This window comes from Microbacterium sp. MYb64, assembly GCF_002979495.1.
GTDB classification, from domain to species: domain Bacteria; phylum Actinomycetota; class Actinomycetes; order Actinomycetales; family Microbacteriaceae; genus Microbacterium; species Microbacterium azadirachtae_A.
In genome coordinates, this window is sequence record NZ_PCOW01000009.1 from 115,876 (window position 1) to 138,705 (window position 22,830).

Sequence of the window (22,830 nt, forward strand, 5' to 3'; positions counted from 1 at the left end):
CGTGATCCGGTCAGCGCAGCCGCGCGAGGAACTGCTCGATGTAGGCCTGGTAGTCGGGGATGCGGTCGCCCTGCGGATACATGAGGTTGATCACGGTGGCGCCCACGGCGACGGAGATGAACTCGTTCGCCATCGCCTCGTAGTCGAGATCGCGGATCGAGCCCGCATCGCGGGCCGCCTCCATCCGCTCGACGAGCATGCCCCGCCAGCGCACGAGGTGCGTCTGATAGAGCTCCGCGAGCGACTCGTTCGACATCGCGTACTCCCAGAGCGCCAGGAGGACCCGGCCGCTCGCGATCTCGTCCTTGTCGCTCGGCAGCGTGCCCACCAGCACCTGGCGGAGCATCTCGTCGGGGGTCAGCTCGGCCGAGATCGCCTTCTGCAGCCAGACGTCGTGCTCGTGCAGGACGGTCTCGAACGTCGCTGCGACGATGCTCTCCTTGCCAGGGAAGTAGTGCTTCAGGGCGCCGTTCGCGAAGCCCGCCTCCGCGGCGATGCTGCGCATGGTCGCCGCTTCGAACCCGCCCTTGAGGATGATCCCCTTGGCGACCTCGACGATCTCCCGACGACGCTGATCGTGATCGATGATCTTCGGCATGGGTTCCTTCCGACGTGGCGTCCGGCGACGGCGCGCACAGGGGCGCGGACGTGCGGAATCGCTGCCTGCTACCGTACCGGGGCATCCGCGGCCTCGCGCAGCGCCAGCCATTCGGCACGGCGCGTCCTCTGCTTGACGGGGTCAGCGACCGGCGACGCCAACCGCAGTCGCTCGGCGTACGGGTGCCGAGGTGCGCGGGTGATCTGCTCCCCCGCGCCCGTCTCGACGATCTCGCCGTGATACATCACGGCCACGCGGTGGCATACGCGGCGGACGACCCCCAGGTCGTGCGAGACGAAGAGGTAGGAGACGCCCGTGTCGCGCTGCAGCTCGATGAAGAGGTCCAGGATCGTCGCCTGCGTGGTGAGGTCGAGGGCGCTGACCGGCTCGTCGCACACGATCAGGCGCGGCCGGCGCACGAGCGCCCGCGCGATCGCGACGCGCTGACGCTGCCCGCCGGAGAACTCGCTCGGGTAGCGGTCCATCGCGGTCTCGGGAAGACGCACACGGTCGAGCATCTCGCGCACGCGCGCCTGGGCCTCAGCACCGCTCAGCCCGCTCGTCAAGAGCGGCTCGGACAGGATGTCGCCGATCGTCATCGCCGGATTCAGGGATCCGTACGGATCCTGGAACACGACCTGCACGTCGTCGGCCAGCGCGCGGCGCCCGGCCCTGCCGAGCGCGGTGATGTCCTTCCCGTCGAAGCGGATGCTGCCGCCAGTCACGGGCGCGAGACCGAGGATGGCCTTGCCGAGCGTGGACTTGCCGGATCCGGACTCGCCCACCAGGCCCATGCACTCCCCCGGCGCGACGTCGATCGAGACGCCGTGCAGGGCGCGGAACGCCTTGCGTCCGCGGCCGTACTCGACGACCAGATCCTGCACCTCGAGCAGCGCGGTCATGCGCGCACCTCCGTCGTGTTCGTCGCGGCCATCGCGCCCGCGGCATCGCCGCCGAGCGTCGCGCCGTCCGCCGCGTCGAGCTCCGCCCGCCCCGCGGCATCGTCGAGCGAGGCAGCGATGAGTTCGCGGGTATAGGGCTGCTGAGGCTCCGCGAACAGCGGATCCACATCCCCCTGCTCGACGATCTCGCCGCCGCGCATGACGATCACGCGGTCGCAGATGTCGGCGACGACGCCGAAGTTGTGCGTCACGATGAGCAGCGCCATGCCGTACTCCTGCTGCAGTTCTCGCAGCAGCTCGAGCACTTCGGCCTGCACCGTGACGTCGAGCGCGGTGGTGGGCTCGTCCGCCACCAGGATCGAGGGCCGGCCGGAGATCGCGCCGGCGATGAGCACGCGTTGCGCCATGCCGCCGGAGACCTGATGCGGATAGCTGCGCAGGACGCGGTCAGGATCCGCGAGCCCCACGCGCAGCAGCACCTCACGGGCCCTGGCCTTCGCATCGGCCGCGCTCATGCCGTGCACGCGGCGCAGGGGCTCCACGAGCTGGTGGCCGATCGTGTACGACGGGTCGAGGTTGCTCATCGGCTCCTGCGGCACATAGCCCAGCTCGCGTCCGAGCAGCGCCTGGCGCTGCTTGGGCGAGGCGTGCGTGACGTCGTGCCCGGCGATGCGGATGGCGTCGGCGGTGCTCGCGCCACTCGAGGGCAGCAGGTCGAGCACGGAGAAGACCGTCTGCGACTTGCCGGATCCGGATTCGCCGACGATGCCGACGACCTCTCCCGCGGCGACGTCGAGCGTCACGCCGTGCACGACCTCCACGACACCGCTCGGGGTCGCGTGGCTCACCCGCAGGTTCTCCACGCGCAGCGCAGCTGCCTCCGCGGTGTGCCGCACGGTGCCGGTCGCGGGAGCGGCCGTGGTCGCCGCTTCGAGGGCTGCGCCGCGCCGGCGGCGCAACCGCGGAGTGCGCACCTGGGCGAGCTCGGCGAGCGTCGAGCCCATGATCGCGAGCACCGCGATCGTGAGGCCGAGCGCGACCGAGGGCCACAGCAGCATGAGCGGATACGTGAGCATGAGGCGGAAGCCCTCGAGCATCATCGCGCCCCAGCTGGGCACGTTCGAGTCACCGATCCCGAGGAACTGCAGGCCAGCCTGCATGCCCATCGCCATGCCCGCGGTGAGGGCGGTCTGGATGATGACGGGCGGGTAGACGGCCTTCACCACGTGCCGGGAGATGATCCGCGCGTCGGAGAGGCCGGACACGCGGGCCGCGTCGATGTAGGGCTCCTCGCGCACGGTGAGCGTCTGCGACCGGGCGATGCGGAAGTAGCCGGGAACCATGAACACGCCGACCGTGACCATGAGCAGCTCGAAATTGTTGCGGCTGCCCGCGGCGACCACGAGCAGGATGATCATGCCGGGGATCGACTGCAGCGCGTCGCTGACCCACATCGCGACCCGGTCGAACGGGCCGCGGAAGTAACCCGCGGCGACGCCCGCCGGAACGCCGATCACGACGGCGGTGACGATCGTGATGAGCGCGCCCCAGATCGTGATCCGGGTGCCGTAGATGAGCCGGCTGAGGATGTCGCGGCCGGTCGAGTCCGCGCCGAGCAGATGCGCGGCGGAGGGCGGAGCCTTGGCCGCGGCGAGGTCGACGAAGTTCGGATCCATCGGCGCGAGCAGCGGCGCGAACACGCCCACCAGCACGATGAGGACGAAGACCGCGAGCGGGATCCAACCGCCCGGGTGGCGGAGGAACCGGCGGAACAGACCGGAACGGCGGCGCTGCTTCGCGCGGTCGAAAGCGACGCGGATGTCGGTGGTGGTCATGCGACGCGCACCTTCGGGTTGATCCAGCCGAGCACGAGGTCGAGCAGGAGGTTGATGATCACGACGAAGACGACCGACACCACGGTGATGCCGAGGAGCATCGGGATGTCGCCGTTCTGCGAGGACTGGTTGGTCAGTTGCCCGATGCCGGGGAGGCTGAAGATCTGCTCCACCACGATCGCGCCGCTGAGCAGTCCGACGAACATGAGCGCGATCACCGTGAGCGCCGCGGGCGAGGCGTTGCGCAGGATGTGCAGGTTGACCCGGGTCGCGGACAGTCCGCGGCTGCGGAGCGTCCGAACCCAGTCCTGCCGGCTCTGCGCGATCACCGCGTTGCGCAGCTGCTCCGACACGGCGACCACGCCGCCGAGCGCGAGCGAGACCGCGGGAAGAGTGAGCGAGCGGATCCAGCCGTCGACGGACTGGGCCGGCTGCACGTAGCCGACCGCGGGGAACCACTTCAGCTGCACCGCGAACCACAGCACGAGCACCAGGCTGACCCAGAAGCCCGGGAGGGCGAAGAGCACGACCGAGACGCCCTTGAGAGCGCGATCGAACCAGGTGCCGGGGCGCAGGCCGGCGATCATCCCGAAGGTGAGGCCCAGGACGGCGGTGAGGAGGGTCGCGAACGTCACGACCGAGAGCGTGACCGGGATCTTGATCGCGAGCTGGGCCCCGACGGGCTGGAAGTTGCGCCAGGAGGTGCCGAAGTCACCCGTGACGAGGTGCGAGAACCAGTCCCAGAACTGGACCAGGAGCGGACGGTCGATGCCGATCCTCGTCGCCAGTGCCGCCTGCTGCGCGGGGCTCGCGGTGGTGCCGAGGAGGGCGGCGGTCGGATCCTTGATCGCGAGGTGCGCGAGGAAGAAGGTCGCGATCGAGACGACCACGAGCAGCACGATGCCGGACAGCAGCCGCTTCGCGGTGAACAGGAGCATGGGGGCCTCTCGGGGTGGAGGAGTCGGTGCGGGGATCCGGACCCGGGCAGGACCGGATCCCCGGGGCGTCAGCCCTTGGTGATGTAGCGGAGCGTGGGGAACATCATGCCGATGACGGGCTGGATCTTGATGCCGGGCACCGAGTAGTAGGTGTTGTCCGCCTGGTACCAGACCGACCACCAGGCCTGCTCGACGAGGGCCTTGTTGAGCTCCTTGATCGCGGCGGTCTGGTCCGCGCCCTTCGTCCCGTGCACCTTGTCCACGAGCGGCTTCAGCACCGAGTTGCTCGCATAGTCGGGCGTCGGGTTGAACCACTGCTTGGACGTGACCTGCCGCGCGACCGTCGCCACCTCATTGCCGTCCATCGCGAGGAAGGAGATGAACATCGGGTAATTGGGCGCGTTGAGCTGATAGTCGGGCATCTGCATGTTGTCCCAGGTGACCTTCACGCCGATCGCGGCCAGCGCCTGATCCGCCGCCGGCTTCCACTGCTCGAAGATCGGCGACATCGGCATCGAGATGTCGAACCCGTTCGGGTAGCCGGCGTCCGCGAGGAGCTGCTTCGCCTTGTCCACGTTGTACGCGTACTGCGTGTTGAGCGACGGGTCGTTGATACTCCCGCCGTCCGGGAACACCTGGTTCGTCGCGACGCCGGCGCCGCTGCCGACGGCCTTGAGGATCGCCGCGCCGTCGAACGCGTAGTTCAGCGCCTGACGGACCTTGAGGTCGCCGAGCGCCTTGTTCTTCGCGCCGGTGTGATCCGTGATGACGAGTCCGGCCCAGCCGGAAACGCGCGAAATCGTGTTCCAGCCCTGCTGCTTCGCCGCGTCCTTGTTCGTGATGTCGCCGTACTGCACGTTGATCTGGCCGCTGAGCATGGCGTTCTGCCGGGCGGTCGCATCCATGATCGGGAAGATCGCGAGGTTCTTGAACGAGTAGGCCTTCGCGTCCCAGTAGCCGGGGACCTTCGTGAAGTGGTATTCGGATCCGGCGACGCTCTTGGTGCCGTCCAGCGTGTAGGGCCCGGAGCCGACCGGCTGCTTGCCCAGGGTGCCCGCCGCGATCGCCTTGGGTGACATCACGTAGCTGCGGCCGAGTCCCATGAAGTACAGGATCGTGTCGTCGCGCTGCGTGAGGCTGATCTTGACCGTGTGGTCGTCCACCGCTTCGAAGGACGACACGTTCGTGTAGGCCTCGCCCGAACGCGCCCCCGCCTTGAGGTATTCGAGGCTCTTCACCACGGCGTCGGCGTCGACGGGAGAGCCGTCGCTGAACACGCCTCCCTTGTGCAGGGTCAGGGTGATGCTCAGGTCGTCGGGCGCGACCTCCCACTTCTCGGCGAGGGCGGGAACCGGCTTGCCGTCCTTGTCGAGGGCGACCAGGGCGTCGTAGACGGCCGACAGGTACGGCCCGTCGAAGCCGATGTCGGCCAGCGACGGATCCCAGGAGGTGATGTCCAGGAAGTTGCCGATGTTGAGGTCGTCCGGCGCGTTCGCGGCGGCAGCGTCGCTCGCCTGCGTCGTGGCGCCTGCGCCGCCGGAGCAGCTGGTGAGGGCGAGGACCGCGGCCACGGCCGCGGCGATCGCGAGGGGCACTCGTTTCATGGTTCCTTCTCTCGGTGCGGGTTGAGGTGAAGAAGGTTCGAAGAGCCTTCGGCCGCGCTCCGGGGAGTCGATCCGACGCCACTTCGATGTGTCGTTGCGTTTAGTCTACATGTGTGGAAAAAGAACGCAAGCGGTTCTTCTCCCCGAGACGGCGGGATCCATGACCCCCCGCGAACCACCCTTGTCCGAGCGCGCAGACCTGCCGCGCCGCTCGGACCAGGGCGTGCTCAATCCGCGACTCGTGCGACCTGCCGGTCGATCTCGCGCAGCTCCGTCACGTCATGGACCGACCTCTTGCCCGGCACGTAGCGCACGACCAGCCCCGGCCCGTCGAACCGGTAGCTGCGATGCTCCTCGTACAGGTCCCAGTCGACGGGGCCGCCGTAGTCGTACCCCACGCTGATCCCCGTGAACGGCGCCATCCCGAGCAGCATGGGGACCTCGGGGATCCGTACGTCGGCGCGGCCGTCCACCTCGAGATCCAGGCTCCAGCGCAGCGCCTCCCGCTCGGTCACGCGCAGCACCAGCCGGTGCGCACCTGGGGCGAGCGCAGCACCGCGCGCGCGGTGCATCAGGCCGTAGGCGTTGTAGGACAGCAGCGGAGCGCCGGCGTCGATCGCCACGAGGTATCCGCCCCCTTGATCCCCGTGCGCGACGAGCACACCGGCGGAGTCCTCCTCCGTGCGCACGTCGATGCGCACCTCGAAGGATCTCAGCACGGTGAGGGCGGCCGCGCGGTAGCGCTCGAGGGGCGCCCGATAGGGCGCCAGGGTCACCGGGTCGCCCAGCGGACGCTCCGTGGCGGGCCGGACGCGATGCAGAGAGCCGTCGTCGTCGAGCGGGAACACCGCGTTCGCCCAGGCCTCCTCACGCCAGCGCTCAGCGAGCAGCGCGGTGCGGTCGCGTTGGTCCGCCGCGAGGTCACGCGTCTCGGTCGGGTCGTCCGCGAGGCGGTAGAGCTCCCAGGTGCCGCCCGCGGCCCCCTGCTCCCGCGTCGGCGGCGTCGTCGAGATCGCCTTCCACCCGTCCTCGATCAGCGCTCTGCTGCCGAAGCACTCGAAATACTGTGCATCCCTGCCCAGGGCCTGCGGGTCCGCCAGCACGTCGACGGCACTGCGGCCGTCGACGGCCATGGCCTCCCTCCCGTTCCGGCGGGCGAGAGGCGGCGTCCCGGTCAGTTCGAGGATCGTGGGGGCGAGGTCGGAGACGAAGACGAACTGGTCGCGCAGTCCCGCACGCAACGGCGCCGGCGCGGCGGGCCAGGACACGATGAGCGGAGCATGCACACCGCCTTCATAGAGCGATCCCTTGAAGGAACGGAACGGCGTGTTCGAGACGCGCGCCCACCCAGCGGGGTAATGCCCGAACAGCCGCGGACCGCCGATCAGGTCGAGCTCGCGGGGCACATCCGGAACCCAGCCCTCCGGATTCGGCCCCATCCTCCCGAACTGGGCGAAGTAGCTGCGGGTCCCTCGCGGTCCCCCCTCCGCCGTGCCGCCATTGTCGCTCGCGACGACGACGATCGTGTTGTCCCGTTCGCCCATCCTCTCCAGATGCGCGAGCAGGCGGCCGACGCTCTGGTCCACTTCATCCACGGCCGCCGCGTAGACCTCCATGTACCGCGCGAAAAGCTCCCGCTCCCCGTCGTCGAGATCGTCCCACAGCGGGATGCGGTCGCCGTCCGCGAGTGCGCCCTGCGGCAGCTCCGCGTCCGCCCCGACGATGCCGCGTTCGCGCTGCCGGGCGAAGCGCTCGTCGCGGAGCGTGTTCCAGCCCGCCTCATAGCGCCCCCGGTACTTCGCGATGTCGACCTCCTTCGCCTGGATCGGCCCGTGCACGGCGGTGTGCGCGAAGTAGAGGAAGAACGGCTTGTCCGCGTCGTTGGCGCGCAACTCGTCGATCATCCCGAGGGCGCGGTCGGTGAGGTCATCCGTGAGGAAGTACCCGTCCGGGAACTCCGGCACGTCCACGACCGAGTTGTCCTGCACGAGACGATGCGGATGGTGCAGTGAGGTGAACCCGTCCATCGAGCCGAAGTATCTGTCGAAACCGCGCTGCAGCGGCCAGGACGACCGATCCGCGCCGTCGTGAAGCCGCGAGTCGACGGTGAGATGCCACTTGCCGACCATGAAGGTCGCGTAGCCCCCGGCCCGTAGCGACTCCGCGAGCGTGGGTGCATCCTCCGGCAGTGTGCACGAGAATCCCGGGTAGCCCGGGTCCGTGTGGGCGACGAGGCCGAAGCCCGCCCGATGCGGGTTCAGCCCGGTCAGCAGTGCAGCCCGGGCCGGGGAGCACAGCGGCGCCGTGCGGTAGTTGGTGAAGGTCCATCCTTCGCCGGCGAGGCGATCGATGTGCGGGGTATCGATCTCGCCGCCGAACGGACCAAGATCGCTGAAGCCGAGATCGTCGACCAGGACCACGACGACGTTCGGTGCGCCGGCCGCGGCTCTCGGCTGCGGCGGCCACCACGGATCGGACTCCGAGGTGAACTCCCCCACGCGCCCGGCGAACCCCCGGTACGCGGCGTGCCGCTTCGTCTCATCGTCAGCATTCATGAATGGCGCTCCTCGCCCGTCAGATCTTCTCGCCCCATCGTCTCCTCTCGTCATCGGGCTCACCACGACCCGTCGTCGTTGACGGCGGCGTCGACCTGCAGCCCGGCAAGAGCTTCGCGCACCTCCGCGCCGTGCTCCGCGACCAGCGCGAGCGCCGCGTGGTTCTGCTCCAGCTGCTCGACTCTGGACGCTCCGAACAGCACGTTCGCCGCGGCGGGATGCGTGAGGCAGAAAGCGATCCCGAGAGCGGCGGGCGTCACGCCGAAGCCGTCGGCGATGCGGGCGACCTCGGGATAGAGCGCGAGGATCCGCTCCCGGACACCGCCGACGTCGGCGCCGATCTTGCGCTGCGGCGCGAGACCGGTCGCGAGAATGCCGCCCTCGAACACGTCGGAGGCCTGCAGGGCGAGCGTGCCGTCCGCGAAGAGCGGTCCGTACGACGCCCCCTCGGCCATCGCCCGACGGGCGATGCCGTACTTGAGCTGCGCGAACGACGGGCCGACGAGACCGCCCGCGACCGCGGCATCCAGCGCGGCCCTCGTGTGCCCGATCCGCCAGTTGTTGATCCCCCACCCTACGACGAGGCCATCGGCGATGAGCTCGTTCACCTCGGACACGAGGCGCACGACATCGGGCTCGGCGAGGTAGTCGCCGACCACGAGAGTGTCGAAGCGATCCAGGCCTGCACGCTCGAGGCTCTCCGTCAGCTGCCCGCGGAATGACTGGTTCGGCCAGTCCCACAGCCAGAGCTTGCCGCACAGCACGATCTCGGAGCGTTCGACACCGCTCGCCCGCAGAGCCTCGCCGAACAGGATGTCTGTGCGGGAGTTCTCGGCGTGCGGACCCGTGTTGTAGTACGCGACGTCGAAGAACCCGGCGTCGAGCTCGACGGCACGGCGGATCAGCCGGATGGCGGCATCGGGATCCATCCGGTCCCAGGTGTTCCAGGATCCCAGTGCGAGCGGCGGGACGGCGATCGGACCGAGAGCTCTGCGAGGGGGTGTCGGCGCTGACATGGTGCTCCTTGAGGTGAGGTCGTATCGGGTTGCGTTTTTCTATGCTTGTAGAATATAACGGAGATGCCCCGTCAGAGAGGACGTGAGATGACCATCTCCCCCCGCCGCATTCTCATCACCGGAGGAGCCTCCGGGCTCGGCCGCGGCATCGCCGCCGCCTTCCGCGAGGCCGGAGACGAGGTGATCATCGGGGATGTCAACGTCGCGGCCGCGACCTCCGTGGCCGACGAGCTCGGAGCCACGGCGATCGCGCTCGACATCTCCGATCCCGATGCCGTCGCCGCTGCGGGAGCCGCGCTCGGCAGCATCGACGTGCTGGTGAACAACGCCGGCGTCGTGCTCGGCGGCGGCACCCAGCAGGAGGTGCCGCTCGAGGTGTTCGACGCGGCCGTGGCCGTGAACATTCGCGGCACCTTCCTCATGCTCCGGGAGTTCGCGCCCCGCCTGCCCGACGGCGGCGCGATCGTGAACACGTCCTCGATCGGCGGACGCCAGCCGACGCCCGGCATGGGTCACTACGAGATGACCAAGGCCGCGGTCGACGCGATGACCCGCACCGCGGCGATCGAGCTCGCCGGCCGCCGGATCCGCGTGAACGCCGTCGCCCCCGGCCCGATCCTCACGCCCCTCACCGCGGGCTTCGCCACCGACCCGCAGGCGCGCGCCGCATGGGAGGCCCGCATCCCGCTCGGCACCATCGCCGAGGTCGGGCAGGTCGCCCCGCTCGTCGTGTTCCTCGCGAGCGACGCCGCGAGCCATATCACCGGCGTCTCCGTGCCCGTCGACGGCGGCCAGCTGCTCGTCTGACGTACTCCCCGAACCAGGAAGGATCCGCATGACCCTCCCCACCGCCACCCGCGCGGCCGTGCTCACCGAGCACGGCGCCCCGCTCACCCTGCAGGAGCTGCCACTGCCCGCCGAGATCGCACCCGGCGCCGCCCTCGTGCGCATCGCCTGCTCGACCCTGTGCGGCACCGACATCGAGATCTGGGAAGGACGGATGACCTTCCCCGGCATGCTGCCGATGGTGCTCGGCCACGAGATGGTCGGCGAGATCGTCGTCCTCGGCGAGGGCACCGTCGACGCCCTCGGTCGCCCGCTCGCCGTCGGCGACCGGATCGGCTGGTCCGAGTCGACCTGCGGCGAGTGCTACGGCTGCGTCGTGCTGCGCGAGCCCGTGCACTGCTCCCGCCGCGGCTACGGCTTCCTGCAGCGCTCCGACGTGCCGCCGTACGCGACCGCGGGCCTGTCCGAGTACGCCTACGTCACCCCCGGCGCGGCGAAGCTGCTGCTGCCGGACGCGGTGAAGGACACCTGGGCGTCGATGGCCGGATGCGCGGCGAAGACCGTGCTGCGGGCATTCGAGCGCGGCGGGCGCATCAGACCCGGCTCCACGGTCGTCGTGCAGGGTGCGGGCGCGCTCGGCATCTTCGCGACCGCCGTGGCGAAGATCTCCGGAGCGGGGCGCGTGATCACGGTCGGCGCGCCGGCGGCCCGGCTCGAGCTGGCGGCGCGCTTCGGGGCGGACGCCGTGGTGGACTTCCGCGACGGCCCGGTCGTCGCGCAGGTCCTGGAGCTCACCGACGGCCGCGGCGCGGACCACGTGTTCGACTTCGCCGGCGCCCCGAGCGTCGGGCCGGACGCCGTCGGGATGGCCGCGCAGCGCGGCATCGTCGTGATCGTCGGATCCACCGGACCGGTCGGCGACGCCTTCCCGGTGAGCGCCCTCATGGGCAAGGAGCTGACCATGGTCGGCTCGCTCAACGGCGACATCGCCGACTACGCCCGCTCGATCGACTTCTTCCAGGCCTTCGCCGACCGCTTCCCGTGGGACGACCTGTTCAGCGCGCCGGTCGGACTCGCTCAGGCCTCGGAGAAGATCGCGAACATGCACCAGCTCGATGAGGTCAAGGCCGTCATCGATCCCCGACTGTGAAGGAGACCGCGACCATGAGCGCAGAGACGACGACACTTCCCCGGCGTGGGATCGGCACGAGCGGCATCCCCGCCTCGCTGTTCTCGCTCGGATCCTGGCACACGTACGACCGCATGGACTTCGGCGACGCCGCAGCCATGCTCCGCGAGGCCGTGGACCGCGGCGTGAACCTGTTCGACGTCGGTGTGTACACCGGGCCCGGGATGCCCCCCGCGTTCACGGACGTCATCTTCAGCGCCATGGTGCGCGCCGCGGGACTCCGGCGGGACGAGTGGCTGCTGTCATCGAAGCTCTGGCTCGAGGCGTTCGGCGCCGAGGGTTTCCGCCCGCAGCTCGAGAACGCGCTGTTCCGCGTCGGCGTCGAGCACGCGGATCTGGTGATCCTCGGCGATCTGCGCCGGGAGGACCTGGAGCTGCGCGACCTGGTGCTCGACCTCGCCGGCCTCGCCGAGGCCGGACTGATCCGCGCCTGGGGTGTGAACAACTGGTCCGCGTCCTCGATCCAGGCCCTGATCGACATCGCTGCGGCGGAGGGTGTCCCCGGCCCGCAGATCGCGCAGCTGAAGTACAGCGTCTCGCGCCGGTCCATCCCCGACGGCGCGCCCTTCGCGCGCCTCTGGGAGCAGGGCCTGACGCTGCAGGCCTCGGACTGCCTGGAGGGCGGCGTGCTCGCCGGGAAGGTGAACGGCGATCGGCAGATCGGCCGGGATCCGGGTGACATCCGGCAGCGCATCATCGACGACGTGCCCGCGTTCACCGCGCTCGCGGAGTCGCTGGAGGTCACCCCGGCGCAGCTCGGGATCGCCTTCACGCTCACGCATCCGGCCCTGACCACAACCCTGTTCGGCGCGTCGAGCATCGCGCAGCTGCGCGCGAACCTCGACGCGGCGGCGCTCGTCGACCGGGTCGGCGCCACCGAACTCCGCCGCCTGGTCGAACCCTTCTGGGCCGACCGCGACGCCGTCGATCCCGAAGGCCCCTGAAGCCCGCCATCCGGGGTCGTTGAAACTCAGCAGAAAGGCACCACCGCATGACCGTCATCGCCGCAGGCCACCCGACCGTCGCACCCGTCCCGTTCGACCCCGAGGTGCAGATCGTCCTCGACGCCATTGCACAGAACCCCCAGCCCGCCCTCACCAGGGAGACGCTCCCGCGCGAGGGCACCGACACGATGTTCCCCGGCAATGACGCCGTGATCGCCGGGCGCGCGATCGAATGGGAGGACCGGATCATCCCGGGTCCCGCCGGTGCGCCCGACGTCGAGGTCACGATCTTCCGACCGGGCGCGTCCGTCGACGGGCTCCGGGGCCGGAGTCGTCCCGCTTACCTGAACATCCACGGTGGCGGGCAGATCGTCGGCCACCGCAGCTGGGAGACCGGCCGCGTGGTCGACATCGTGGCGGAGCACGGCGTGGTCGCGGTCAACGTCGAGTACCGGCTCGCGCCCGAGCATCCCTCCCCCGCGGGACTCGAGGACTGCTACGCCGCTCTGCTCTGGCTGCACGCGCACGCCGCGGAGCTCGGCGTGGATCCCGAGCGGATCGTCGTCGGCGGCGGTAGCGCGGGCGGCTGCCTCGCGGCCGGCGTCGCCCTGCTCGCCCGTGACCGGCGCGGTCCCGTGCTGGCGGGCCAGCTGCTGCTGTGCCCGATGCTCGACAACACCAACTCGACCGTGTCGAGCCTGCAGTACGACGGGATCGGCACCTGGCAGCGCGAGGCGAACCTGCTCGCCTGGTCGTGCCTGCTCGGCGACGAGCTCGCGTTCAGCCCCGAGGTCTCCGGCTATGCCGCGCCGACGCACGCCGCCGATGTCTCGAACCTCGCCCCGGCCTTCATCGAAGTGGGCGAGGCGGAGATGTTCCGCGACGAGGACACGCAGTACGCGCTGCGGATCTGGGCCACGGGCGGGCAGGCCGAGCTGCACGTGTGGGGCGGCGGGGCGCACGGATTCGACATGTACATGCCGGAGGCGGAGATCTCCCGGGCGGCGCTCGCCGCGCGGGCGAGCTGGCTGCGCCGCGTCTGGGGCGCCCGATGACGACCGGAGAGACCGTGACCGGATCCGTCGTCCCCGTCCCCTACGACCCCGAGCTCGTGGACGGCCTCGCGGCGTTCCTCGACCTCGTCGAGATCATCCCGCTGCGCGCCGACACGATCCTGCAGAACCGCGCCCACTTCGCGACGATCATCCCGCCGATGGCGGCGCAGGCGGAGGGCAGGGCGGTGGGCTGGGAGGACCGGGTGATCCCCGGACCCGCCGGCGCCCCGGACGTCGAGATCACGATCGTGCGCCCGACCCACCGGATGGCGGATCCGGCCCCCGCCGTCCTCTCCATCCACGGCGGCGGCATGGTGCTCGGCACGCGCTTCTTCGGCACGCCGGAGCTCATCGACCTCGCCGAGCGGCACGGCGTCGTCGGCGTCGCCGTGGAGTACCGCCTCGCTCCGGAGCACCCCGGCCCCGCGCAGGCGGAGGACTGCTACGCCGCGCTCCTCTGGATGTCCGCGCATGCTGACGAGCTCGGCATCGACCCGACACGGATCCTCGCCTCGGGGCAGAGCGCCGGAGGCGGTCTCTCCGCGGCCGTGGCGCTGCTGGCGCGCGACCGGAACGGCCCGCGCCTGGCCGGCCAGCTGCTCGGCTGCCCCATGCTCGACGACCGCAACGAGACCGTGTCGGCCCGCCAGTACGACGGGATAGGGGCATGGGACCGCAACAACAACGACACCGCCTGGACCGCGATCGCGGGGGCCGACCGGTTCACCGACCTGGTCTCCCCCTATACGGCGCCGGCGCGGGCGACCGACCTCTCCGGGCTTCCCCCGGCGTACATCGAAGTGGGTGCCGCGGAGACCTTCCGGGATGAGGCCGTCGACTTCGCATCCCGCATCTGGGCCACGGGCGGCCAGGCCGAACTGCACGTCTGGGGCGGCGGCTATCACGGGTTCCACGGCTTCTCCCCCGACGCCGTGGTGTCCGTGGCCGCGAACGCCGCCCGCGAGAGCTGGCTGCGCCGCGTGCTGCGGCTCGGCGGATGAGCGGGGTGCGCACCCGCCCGCGCATGGGCACGCTGCGCGCGATGCTCGTGCTCGGGTTGCTGGAGGCGTTCGGTCCGCTGTCGATGGATCTGTACCTGCCGCAGCTGCCGCAGCTCGCGACCGCGCTCGGCACGAGTGACGCGCTCGCGCAGACCACGATGTCCGCGTGCATGGTGGGCCTCGGACTCGGCCAGCTCGCCGCGGGACCGCTCAGCGACCGCTTCGGCCGGCGCCGGCCGCTCCTCGTCGGCGTCTCCGCCTTCGCGGTGCTGTCGCTGGTGTGCGCTCTCGCCCCCGGGATCGAGGTGCTGCTGGTCGCCCGCTTCCTGCAGGGTCTCGCCGGATCCGCGGGCATCGTGATCTGCCTCGCCGTCGCCCGGGATCAGTTCTCCGGCGCGGAGCTCAGCCGCATGCTGTCGCTGCTGTTCCTCGTCTCCGGCGCCGCTCCCGTGATCGCGCCTGTCGTGGGCGGCCAGCTCGCGCGGATCATGGACTGGCGCGGGATCTTCGGAGTGCTCGCGGGCATCGGCGTCGCGCTGGTGCTGGTCGTGCTCCTCGCCCTGCCGGAGACGCTGGATCCGGCGGACCGGCACGCGGGCGGCGTCCGCGCGCTGGGCGCCCACACCGGCGCCGTCCTGCGGGATCGCCTCTTCGTCGCGGTCCTGTGCGCCGGAGCCGGCGGCGGCGTGGCGTTCTTCACGTACCTGTCGCTGTCGTCGTTCGTGCTGCAGGACGAGTTCGGGCTGGATCCGCAGGGGTTCAGCCTCGCCTTCGCCCTCGGCGCGCTCGCCCACATCGCCGGCAGCCAGGCGAGCCGGCTGATCGTGCGCCGCGCGGGCCCGCTGCGCGTCTACCTCCTGGGCGTCACGGCGACGGCGATCGCGACCGCCGCACTCGCCGCGTTCGCGCTGCTCGGCACGGGCGTCTGGGGCGTCGCCGGCGCGCTCGTCGGGTTCATGCTGTGCGCGGGGCTGGGCGGCCCGAACTCGTCGACGCTCGCACTCGCGCACCACGGCGCCCGCGCCGGCACGGCTTCGGCGCTGCTCGGCATGTCGACGTTCCTGGTGGGCCCGCTGCTGTCGCCCCTCGCCGTCGGCATCGGAGGCGCGACCGCGGTCACGATGGGCGTCACGATGGCCGTCGCGGCCCTCGCCGCCGCCCTGATCGCCTGGTTCGCCGTCCGCCCGGCGGCCCGGTAGCGATTGGCCCTCACTCACGGCGGCCGGCGCCCCTCCCGTCGCGAATGCGGTCGCCACAGGATGCTCCCGTCGCAAAGAACGTCGCTATCCGTCGTCCAGAACGGCATCCATTGCGACGGGAACGGATCCAGCGAGGCCATCAGTGGCCATCAGCGGGCCGGCACCGGGCAGAGGGCTCAGCCCAGGGCGGCGATCGCGTCGCGGAGGATGCCGTGGGACGCGGCCAGAGCCGGGGCGGCGACCTCGGCGGAGGCACCGGAGAACAGCATCAGCAGGGCGAGCTTGACGGATCCGCCCGCCTCCGTGAGCGCGCGCACGGCGTCGTCCTGCGCCGCGCCGCTGAGCTGGATGAGCGTGCGCACCGAACGGGCCCGCAGCTTCTCGTTCGTGGCCTGCAGGTCGACCATGACGCCGCGATAAGTCTTGCCGAGGCGGATCATCGACAGCGTCGAGAGCATGTTCACGACGAGCTTCTGCGCCGTGCCCGCCTTGAGCCTGGTGGATCCGGTCACGAACTCCGGCCCTACGACGACCTCGATCGGCACGTCGGCGGCGGCGCCGATCGCGGATCCGGCATTGGCCGCGATCGCGACGGCGAAAGCGCCGACCTCGCGTGCATAGGCGAGTCCGCCGAGCACGTAGGGCGTGCGTCCCGAGGCGGAGATCCCGACCACGGTGTCGCTCTCGCCGAGCCCGAGGCCGCGCAGCGACTCGGCGGCCGCGCGGTCGTCGTCCTCCGCGTTCTCCACGGCGTCGCGGATCGCGACCTCGCCACCGGCGATGAGGCCGACGACCATGCCGGGATCCGTGCCGAACGTGGGCGGGCACTCCGAGGCGTCCAGCACCCCGACCCGGCCCGCGGTCCCCGCGCCGATGTAGATCAGCCGTCCGCCGCGCCGGAACCGGTCGGTGATGCCGTCCACGGCCTCGGCGATCCGCTCGGCCTGCGCCGCGATCGCCTCGGGGACGCGCCGGTCCTCGGCGTTCATCGCCCGCACCAGATCGAGCGTCGGCAGCAGGTCGAGGTCGCCGCGCGAGGTGTCCGCCTGCTCGGTCGAGAGGTGCGACAGCTCCCCGATCAGTGCCGCAAGGCGGGCGGCGTCCGTCGGGTTCTCGTTCGAGGCGGTCTCATTCGAGGCGGTCTCATTCGGCGCGGTCTCATTCGGCGCGGTCTCATTCGGCACGATGCACGAACCTTTCGTGGAGAGGGGCGCGGCCCTCGGCGATCATGGCGGCGCCGTCCAGCGCGTCGCCGCGGGCGGGCACTGCTTCCAGTCCCCTGGTCTCGAGAGCGGACGAGACCGCAGCGCGGAACCCGTCGTGCGAGGTGAGGCCGCCGTGGAGCGCGACCACGGAGGAGCCTCCGGAGGCGGCGAGCGCGGTGTCGCCGAGAAGGTCGGCCGCGCTGTCGCGGATCGCGACGGCGACCGGATCGCCCTGGTCGGCACCGTCGAGGACGGCGGGCGCGAAGGTCGCGAGCAGCCGCGCGGGCGCGGCGGCGCCGCCGACCCAGGTGATCGGGGATTCGTCATCGCCGATGAGGAGCGCGAGCACATCGGTCAGCACGGTCGCCGGTCCCAGGCCGTCCCTGGCCCGGAGCACGGCGCGCACGCCCTCGCGGCCGATCCAGGATCCGCTGCCGAGGTCGCCGAGATCCGGACCCCAGCCGTCCACGCTGCGGTGCGCCTCGGCGCCGACGCCGAGCGCCACGGCGCCGGTCCCGGCGATGAGCAGCACGCCGGCTTCGCCGTCGAGGGCGCCGGCATGCGCCGTGACCACGTCGGACGTGACCGCCGCGGGAGCCCTGGTCGCGTCCGCGAGCGCGCGGGCGAGGGCTGCGGCCTCGACCGTGGCGTACATCGCGCCGGCCGCGCCGACCCCGATCCGCTCCGGACGGGCGTCGGCGAGCAGCGGCACGATCGAGTCCAGGGCGAGGGAGACGCCGTCGCGGGCCGCGAGCCCTGGCGCTCCCCCGCCCTCGCGGCGCACGGGCGCGCCGTCGATCACGAGGCGGGCGCGGCACAGCGACTTGCCGAGGTCGATCGCGGCCGTGCCGGAGAAGGTCATGCACCAAAATGTACGGGATCCGAACGATAGGGAAAAGCTCGCCCGGCGCGCCCGCCGCTCACTCAGGGCACGAGCACCATCGCGGCCATGACGATCAGCGAGATCGCCATCGCGACGCCCTCCGCCTCGAGGAGGATCCGTCCGCTGAGCGCCCCGCGACGCAGCACCGCCGCGCCGGCCCTGCCCGCTCGCTCGGGAACGGCGCCGTGCCGCACGCGCGGCCGCACGCGCGCGACGAGCATGAGGCCCAGGAGCACCACGACGCCGGCCGCCGCCGCGAGCGACATCGGCACGAGCGCGCCGTGCCCCGCGTGGCCTATCCCGGCGGCGGCCGGCGCGGGCGTCCCGACGCGCGCACCGAGCAGCGCCAGGGCGCAGACCGCCATCACCACGCATCCGAGCGCACGGTGGAAGCAGGCATCGGCGTGCGCGCGGCCGCGAGTGCCCACGACGCCGAGCATCGCCGAGGCGATCCCGGCGACCGCGACCAGCAGCAGGACACGGGCATCGCCGTCGCCCGCGCACAGCGCGACCATGCCGAGCGCCATCACCACCGCGCTCTGCCGCGCCTGCCACGGCACCGCCCCCGGCACCACGCCGCCGGCGACGAGGCAGCAGGCAGCGGCTGTGATCGCGGATCCGATCATCAGCAGCAACGCCGCCGCATGGAGCATGCGAACAGTGTTCTTGATCGCTCGCTCAAAAACAATACCCCGGGGAGGCATCGGATCCGCGACGATCGGGCCGGGTCTGCGCAAGGATGGACGCATGCCCAGAGTCGTCGACCACGACGCGCGCCGGCGCGACATCGCCGCCGCGCTCCTCGCCGTCGCCGCGCGAGACGGTCACGACGGCGTCAGCTCCCGCGCCGTGGCGCGTGAGCTGGGCGTCGCCGTCGGATCCCTCTGGCATTACTTCGACGGCTTCGACGACGTGATCCGCGCCGCGGCGGCCGAGGTCACCCGCCGCACCGAGGACCGGATCCGCACCGCGACCGAGGGCCTGCGCGGGCTCACCCGCCTCGAGGCGATCATGCGCGAGGTGCTGCCCGTGGACGCGACGACCCGCACCGAGGCGCACGTCGTCGTGGGCTTTTGGGGACGCCTCGCCTCGCTCACCCCCACCGCCGACGCCTCGGCGCCGACCATCCCCCTCTGGCGCACGGAGACGGCCGAGGCGCTCGAAGAGGCCGTCGCCGACCGCGAGCTGCGGCCGGACGCCCCGCTCGACGACATGCTGGCGCTCCTGCGCGCGATCACCTACGGGCAGCAGATCGTCGAGGTCGCCGAGCCCGCGGATCCCGCCGCCCACCTGCGCGTCTTCGCCGCGATCCTGGATCCCTGGCGGGCCTGACCGGCGACCGGCCCCCACAGAGCCCTCGCGAAAGCACCCATTGCGCCCGCGCCCCGGGCGGCATATCATCGACGCAACCCGTTTCTTGAGCGTTCGCTCAACTAAACCGCAGAGGTCGACGATGCCCCACCACGCCCCGCAGCCGATCACGCTCGACGCCATCCCGACGCCGCACCCGCTGGATCCGCTCACCGGTCCCGAGATCGCCGCAGCTCGCGCGATCCTCGCCTCGGCGGGCCTGCTCGGCGACACCGTGCGCGTGCCGATGCTGCTGCCCGACGAGCCGACGAGGGCCGAGCTCGCGGCCTGGGCTCCCGGCGCCCCGATCGACCGCCGCGTCGACGCCACCCTGCTCGACACCGCGACGGGCGTCGCGACCGAGGTCGTGGTCTCGATCACCCGCGGCGAGGTGCTGCGCGCCGAGCGCGTTCCGAACGACGCCCCGCCGTACGGCCAGCCGCAGTACCTGTTCGAGGAGTACGAGCGGGCCGAGGCGATCGCCAAGGCCTCGCCCGAATGGCGCGCCGCGATGGAGCGCCGCGGACTCGCCGAGCACATCGACCTCGCCTTCTGCGGGCCACTCGCCCCCGGCTACACCGGCCGCGCCGACGAGGTCGGGCGACGCGTGATCCGCTCGCTCACGTTCCTCCGCTACGACGAGCTCGACTCCCCCTGGGCGCACCCGGTCGAGGGCCTCATCGTGCACATCGACCTCACATCGGACAGCGTGATCCGCGTCGAGGACATCGGTGACGTCCCGGTGCCCGCGGGCCACGGCAACTACTACCCGGAGGTGCAGGGCGAGGCGCGCACGACCCTCAAGCCGATCGAGATCGTCCAGCCCGAGGGGCCGAGCTTCGCCGTGACCGGATCCCTCGTGGAGTGGGAGAACTGGTCGATGCGGGTGAGCTTCAACGCGCGCGAGGGCCTCGTGCTGCACGACGTGACCTTCGACGGCCGCCCCGTGCTCAACCGCGCGAGCGTGCCCGAGATGGTCGTCCCCTACGGCGACACCGCACCGGGACGCTTCTGGATCAGCTACTTCGACGCCGGCGAGTACCTGCTCGGCAAGAACGCGAACCACCTCGAGCTCGGCTGCGACTGCCTGGGCGTCATCCGCTACCTCGACGGCTACGTCGCCGATGACCAGGGCCATCCGGTGCGGATCCCGAACGTGATCTGCATGCACGAGGAGGACACCGGGATCCTCTGGAAGCACACGAACATCGAGGGCCGCTCCGACGTGCGCCGCGCCCGCCGCTTCGTAGTGTCGTACTTCTCCACGATCGGCAACTACGACTACGGCTTCTACTGGAACTTCGGCCTGGACGGCACGATCGAGGTGATCGCGAAGGCCACGGGCATCGTGTTCGTGGGCGCCGGCGAGCCGGGCGTCCCGCAGCGTCACGCCACCGAGCTCGCCCCCGGCGTGTTCGCACCGGTGCACCAGCACCTGTTCTGCGCGCGGCTCGACGTCGCGATCGACGGATCCGACAACCGCCTCGTCGAGGTCGACGCCGCGCGCGTCCCGATGGGGCCGGAGAACCCGTTCGGGAACGCGTTCAGTTGGACCGAGACCGCCCTCGGATCCGAGTCCGCCGCGCAGCGCGACGCCGACACCTCGGTCGCCCGGGTCTGGGAGGTGCAGAGCGCCTCGCACACGAACGCCGTGGGCCGCGCGACCGCGTATCAGCTCGTGCCGCAGCCGACCGCGCTGCTCATGGCGGATCCGGCGTCCTCCGTCGCGGCGCGCGCGGCCTTCGCGACCAAGCACCTCTGGGCCACCGCGCACCGCGAGGGCGAGCTGTGGCCCGCCGGCCGCTATCCGAACGCGCACCAGGGCGGATCGGGCCTGCCCGAGTACTCCGCGGGCGACGCCCCCCTGGATGGCCCTGACGGCGCCGACCTCGTGCTCTGGCACACGTTCGGACTCACGCACTTCCCTCGCCCGGAGGACTGGCCGATCATGCCCGTCGACACCGCGGGCTTCGCGTTCCGCCCCTACGGCTTCCTCGACCAGAACCCCGGCATGGACGTGCCGGAGTCGTCCCAGGCGCACGCCGCAACCGGATCCGCAACCGGTTCCGGTTCCGGTTCCGGTTTCGGGGCCGCCTGCTGCGGCGGCGGCGACACCTGCACCTGCGGTCACTGACCCCCCACCTTCGACCCCCACTTTCGAGTCGTCCCCGCCAGCGCACGCCATAGGCACCGCTGACGGGGACGACACGGGTTCGGGAATACCCCAGGGGGGTATTCCCGTTGGCTCCTTTCACGACGCCCGACCGGGCGTCCCGTCGAAAGGTCACCCGTGTCCACCACCTCCCCCACCGTCGCCCGCGCACGCACCGCGCCACGCGGCCTCGCCCTGTCGCTCATCGCAGCGGCGCAGTTCGTCGTGATCATGGACACGTCGATCATCGGAGTCGCGCTGCCGGACATGCGTCGCGACCTCGGCTTCTCCCCCGACGCGCTCTCCTGGGTCTTCAACGCCTACGTGATCGCCTTCGGCGGCCTGCTGCTGCTCGGCGGGCGTCTCGCGGATCTCTTCGGCGCGCGCCGGATGTTCACGACCGGATGGGCGCTCCTCCTCGCCGGGTCCGTGGCCGCAGGACTGGCGGGGAATCCCGCGATCGAGATCACCGCGAGGGCCGTGCAGGGCGCCGGCGCCGCACTCATCGCGCCCGCGGCGCTCACACTGCTCATGACGACCTTCGGCGGCACCCCGCAGCTCCCCCGCGCATTCGCGGTCTACGGAGCGGCGGCACCCATCGGCGGCACCGCGGGCGTCTTCCTCGGCGGCGTGCTGACGGAATACCTCGGCTGGCCGTGGGTCTTCTACGTCACGGTGCCGATCGCGCTCGCGATCCTCCTGCTGACCCCGCGCGCATTTGGACCCTCGCCGCGCAGCACCGGCCGCATCGACGTCCTCGGCGCCGTGACAGGCACGGCCGGCCTCGCCCTCACCGTCTTCGCGATCGTCCGGGCACCGGAGGCCGGCTGGGCCGACGCCGCCACGATCGCTCCGCTCGCCGTTGGCGTGGCCCTTTTGGTCGCGTTCGTGATCCGCCAGCTCCGCGCGGCCGAGCCGCTCCTGCGTCCCGGCCTGCTGCGGACGCCCCTCCTCGGCGGCGCCAACCTCGCCCAGCTGCTGCTCGGCGGCGCCTGGATCCCGATGTGGTTCTTCCTGAATCTGCACCTGCAGAACGCGCTGGGCGCCTCGGCCTTTGCCGCGGGCGCGGCGCTGATCCCGATGACCGCGCTCATCGTGATCGGGATGACCGTCGTCGCCCCGCGCCTCGCCGCGCGCTGGGGGACGCTGCCCATGGTGACCATCGGATTCGCGCTGCTCGCCGCGGGCGCGCTGTGGCTGTCCTTCGCCCGCTCCGGCGGCTCGTACCTCCTCGATGTGCTGCCGGCGTCGCTCGTCGCCGCGGCCGGCATGGCCTTCGCCTTCGTGCCGTCGTTGAGCACGGCGATCGCCAGCGCTCCCGTCGCGGAGTCCGGTGTCGCCTCGGGCCTCGTCAACACGAGCTACCAGGTCGGCTCGGCGCTGGGCCTCGCGGTGCTGTCCGCGGTGTCGAGCTCGGTCGGCGCCGCGAACGGGGACGCATCCGGCTTCTCGGCAGCGTTCGCCGGAGCAGCCGCGGTCGCCGCCGCGGGCGCGATCGCCGCACCGCTCACCCTGCGCCCCCGGCGCTGACGCCCCCTCTGCGAGCCCTCCACCTTCGAGTCGTCCCCGCCAGCGCGCCCTATAGCCTCCGCTGGTGGGGACGACTCGGAAGTGGGCG

General features: G+C 71.4%; 19 protein-coding genes. 9 read left to right on the forward strand and 10 right to left on the reverse strand.

Features of this window, described 5'->3' with window-relative positions; genetic code table 11:
* Positions 1-10 precede the first annotated feature (10 nt).
* From CQ044_RS10405 to CQ044_RS10435, 7 genes are all read right to left on the reverse strand, one after another.
* Positions 11-598 (reverse strand): TetR/AcrR family transcriptional regulator, encoded by a 588-nt coding sequence (locus tag CQ044_RS10405; protein ID WP_105688399.1) that lies wholly within the window; start codon positions 596-598, stop codon positions 11-13.
* Positions 599-666: 68 nt separating this feature from the next.
* The gene (locus CQ044_RS10410; RefSeq protein ID WP_105688400.1) at positions 667-1,500 is read right to left on the reverse strand and encodes an ATP-binding cassette domain-containing protein; all 834 of its coding nucleotides are present in this window, start codon (positions 1,498-1,500) and stop codon (positions 667-669) included.
* Positions 1,497-3,335, reverse strand: coding sequence for a dipeptide/oligopeptide/nickel ABC transporter permease/ATP-binding protein (locus tag CQ044_RS10415; protein ID WP_105688401.1), 1,839 nt, complete (start codon positions 3,333-3,335; stop codon positions 1,497-1,499). Before CQ044_RS10415 ends, CQ044_RS10410 begins: the two co-directional genes overlap by 4 nt.
* Entirely contained in the window at positions 3,332-4,273 is a 942-nt protein-coding gene (locus CQ044_RS10420; protein WP_045270888.1) for an ABC transporter permease, read from the reverse strand. Before CQ044_RS10420 ends, CQ044_RS10415 begins: the two co-directional genes overlap by 4 nt.
* Positions 4,274-4,341: 68 nt before the next feature.
* Positions 4,342-5,877 carry an ABC transporter substrate-binding protein gene (locus CQ044_RS10425; protein ID WP_258133251.1) on the reverse strand — a complete coding sequence of 512 codons (1,536 nt, stop codon included), beginning with the start codon at positions 5,875-5,877 and terminating at the stop codon, positions 4,342-4,344.
* A gap of 227 nt (positions 5,878-6,104) precedes the next feature.
* Positions 6,105-8,432, reverse strand: coding sequence for an arylsulfatase (locus CQ044_RS10430; RefSeq protein ID WP_105688403.1), 2,328 nt, complete (start codon positions 8,430-8,432; stop codon positions 6,105-6,107).
* 59 nt (positions 8,433-8,491) lie between these two features.
* The gene (locus tag CQ044_RS10435) at positions 8,492-9,448 is read right to left on the reverse strand and encodes an aldo/keto reductase (protein WP_105688404.1); all 957 of its coding nucleotides are present in this window, start codon (positions 9,446-9,448) and stop codon (positions 8,492-8,494) included.
* Positions 9,449-9,535: 87 nt separating this feature from the next.
* On the opposite strand from CQ044_RS10435, the gene CQ044_RS10440 reads away from it, so the two are divergent.
* Genes CQ044_RS10440 through CQ044_RS10465 form a run of 6 tightly spaced genes read left to right on the forward strand, consistent with a single transcriptional unit; the run spans position 9,536 to position 15,622 of the window.
* Entirely contained in the window at positions 9,536-10,255 is a 720-nt protein-coding gene (locus tag CQ044_RS10440) for an SDR family NAD(P)-dependent oxidoreductase (RefSeq protein ID WP_105688405.1), read from the forward strand.
* Positions 10,256-10,283: 28 nt separating this feature from the next.
* Positions 10,284-11,384 carry a zinc-binding dehydrogenase gene (locus tag CQ044_RS10445; RefSeq protein WP_105688406.1) on the forward strand — a complete coding sequence of 367 codons (1,101 nt, stop codon included), beginning with the start codon at positions 10,284-10,286 and terminating at the stop codon, positions 11,382-11,384.
* A gap of 14 nt (positions 11,385-11,398) precedes the next feature.
* Positions 11,399-12,367 (forward strand): aldo/keto reductase, encoded by a 969-nt coding sequence (locus tag CQ044_RS10450; protein ID WP_105688418.1) that lies wholly within the window; start codon positions 11,399-11,401, stop codon positions 12,365-12,367.
* A gap of 47 nt (positions 12,368-12,414) precedes the next feature.
* Positions 12,415-13,422: an alpha/beta hydrolase gene (locus tag CQ044_RS10455; protein ID WP_105688407.1), complete on the forward strand. Its 1,008-nt coding sequence runs from the start codon at positions 12,415-12,417 to the stop codon at positions 13,420-13,422.
* Positions 13,419-14,423 carry an alpha/beta hydrolase gene (locus tag CQ044_RS10460; protein ID WP_105688408.1) on the forward strand — a complete coding sequence of 335 codons (1,005 nt, stop codon included), beginning with the start codon at positions 13,419-13,421 and terminating at the stop codon, positions 14,421-14,423. Before CQ044_RS10455 ends, CQ044_RS10460 begins: the two co-directional genes overlap by 4 nt.
* Positions 14,420-15,622, forward strand: a complete 1,203-nt coding sequence (locus tag CQ044_RS10465; RefSeq protein ID WP_258133252.1) for a multidrug effflux MFS transporter — start codon at positions 14,420-14,422, stop codon at positions 15,620-15,622. Before CQ044_RS10460 ends, CQ044_RS10465 begins: the two co-directional genes overlap by 4 nt.
* Before the next feature lie 176 nt (positions 15,623-15,798).
* On the opposite strand, the gene murQ is transcribed toward CQ044_RS10465, so the two are convergent.
* The 3 genes from murQ to CQ044_RS19570 form a co-directional block, all read right to left on the reverse strand.
* Positions 15,799-16,806, reverse strand: a complete 1,008-nt coding sequence (murQ, locus tag CQ044_RS10470; protein WP_105688410.1) for an N-acetylmuramic acid 6-phosphate etherase — start codon at positions 16,804-16,806, stop codon at positions 15,799-15,801.
* A complete protein-coding gene (locus CQ044_RS10475) occupies positions 16,796-17,689 on the reverse strand; it encodes an N-acetylglucosamine kinase (RefSeq protein WP_181158272.1) in 894 nt (297 codons plus the stop codon). Before CQ044_RS10475 ends, murQ begins: the two co-directional genes overlap by 11 nt.
* A 62-nt stretch (positions 17,690-17,751) precedes the next feature.
* Complete coding sequence (locus CQ044_RS19570; RefSeq protein ID WP_181158273.1) at positions 17,752-18,363, reverse strand: hypothetical protein; 612 nt, start codon at positions 18,361-18,363, stop codon at positions 17,752-17,754.
* Positions 18,364-18,457: 94 nt separating this feature from the next.
* On the opposite strand from CQ044_RS19570, the gene CQ044_RS10480 reads away from it, so the two are divergent.
* The 3 genes from CQ044_RS10480 (at position 18,458) to CQ044_RS10490 (ending at position 22,742) form a co-directional block, all read left to right on the forward strand.
* On the forward strand, positions 18,458-19,042 hold the full coding sequence (locus CQ044_RS10480; protein ID WP_105688419.1) for a TetR/AcrR family transcriptional regulator: 585 nt from the start codon (positions 18,458-18,460) through the stop codon (positions 19,040-19,042).
* Between the two features lie 121 nt (positions 19,043-19,163).
* Positions 19,164-21,194, forward strand: coding sequence for a primary-amine oxidase (locus tag CQ044_RS10485; RefSeq protein WP_181158274.1), 2,031 nt, complete (start codon positions 19,164-19,166; stop codon positions 21,192-21,194).
* A 156-nt stretch (positions 21,195-21,350) separates the two neighbouring features.
* Complete coding sequence (locus CQ044_RS10490; RefSeq protein WP_258133253.1) at positions 21,351-22,742, forward strand: MFS transporter; 1,392 nt, start codon at positions 21,351-21,353, stop codon at positions 22,740-22,742.
* Positions 22,743-22,830 lie beyond the last annotated feature (88 nt).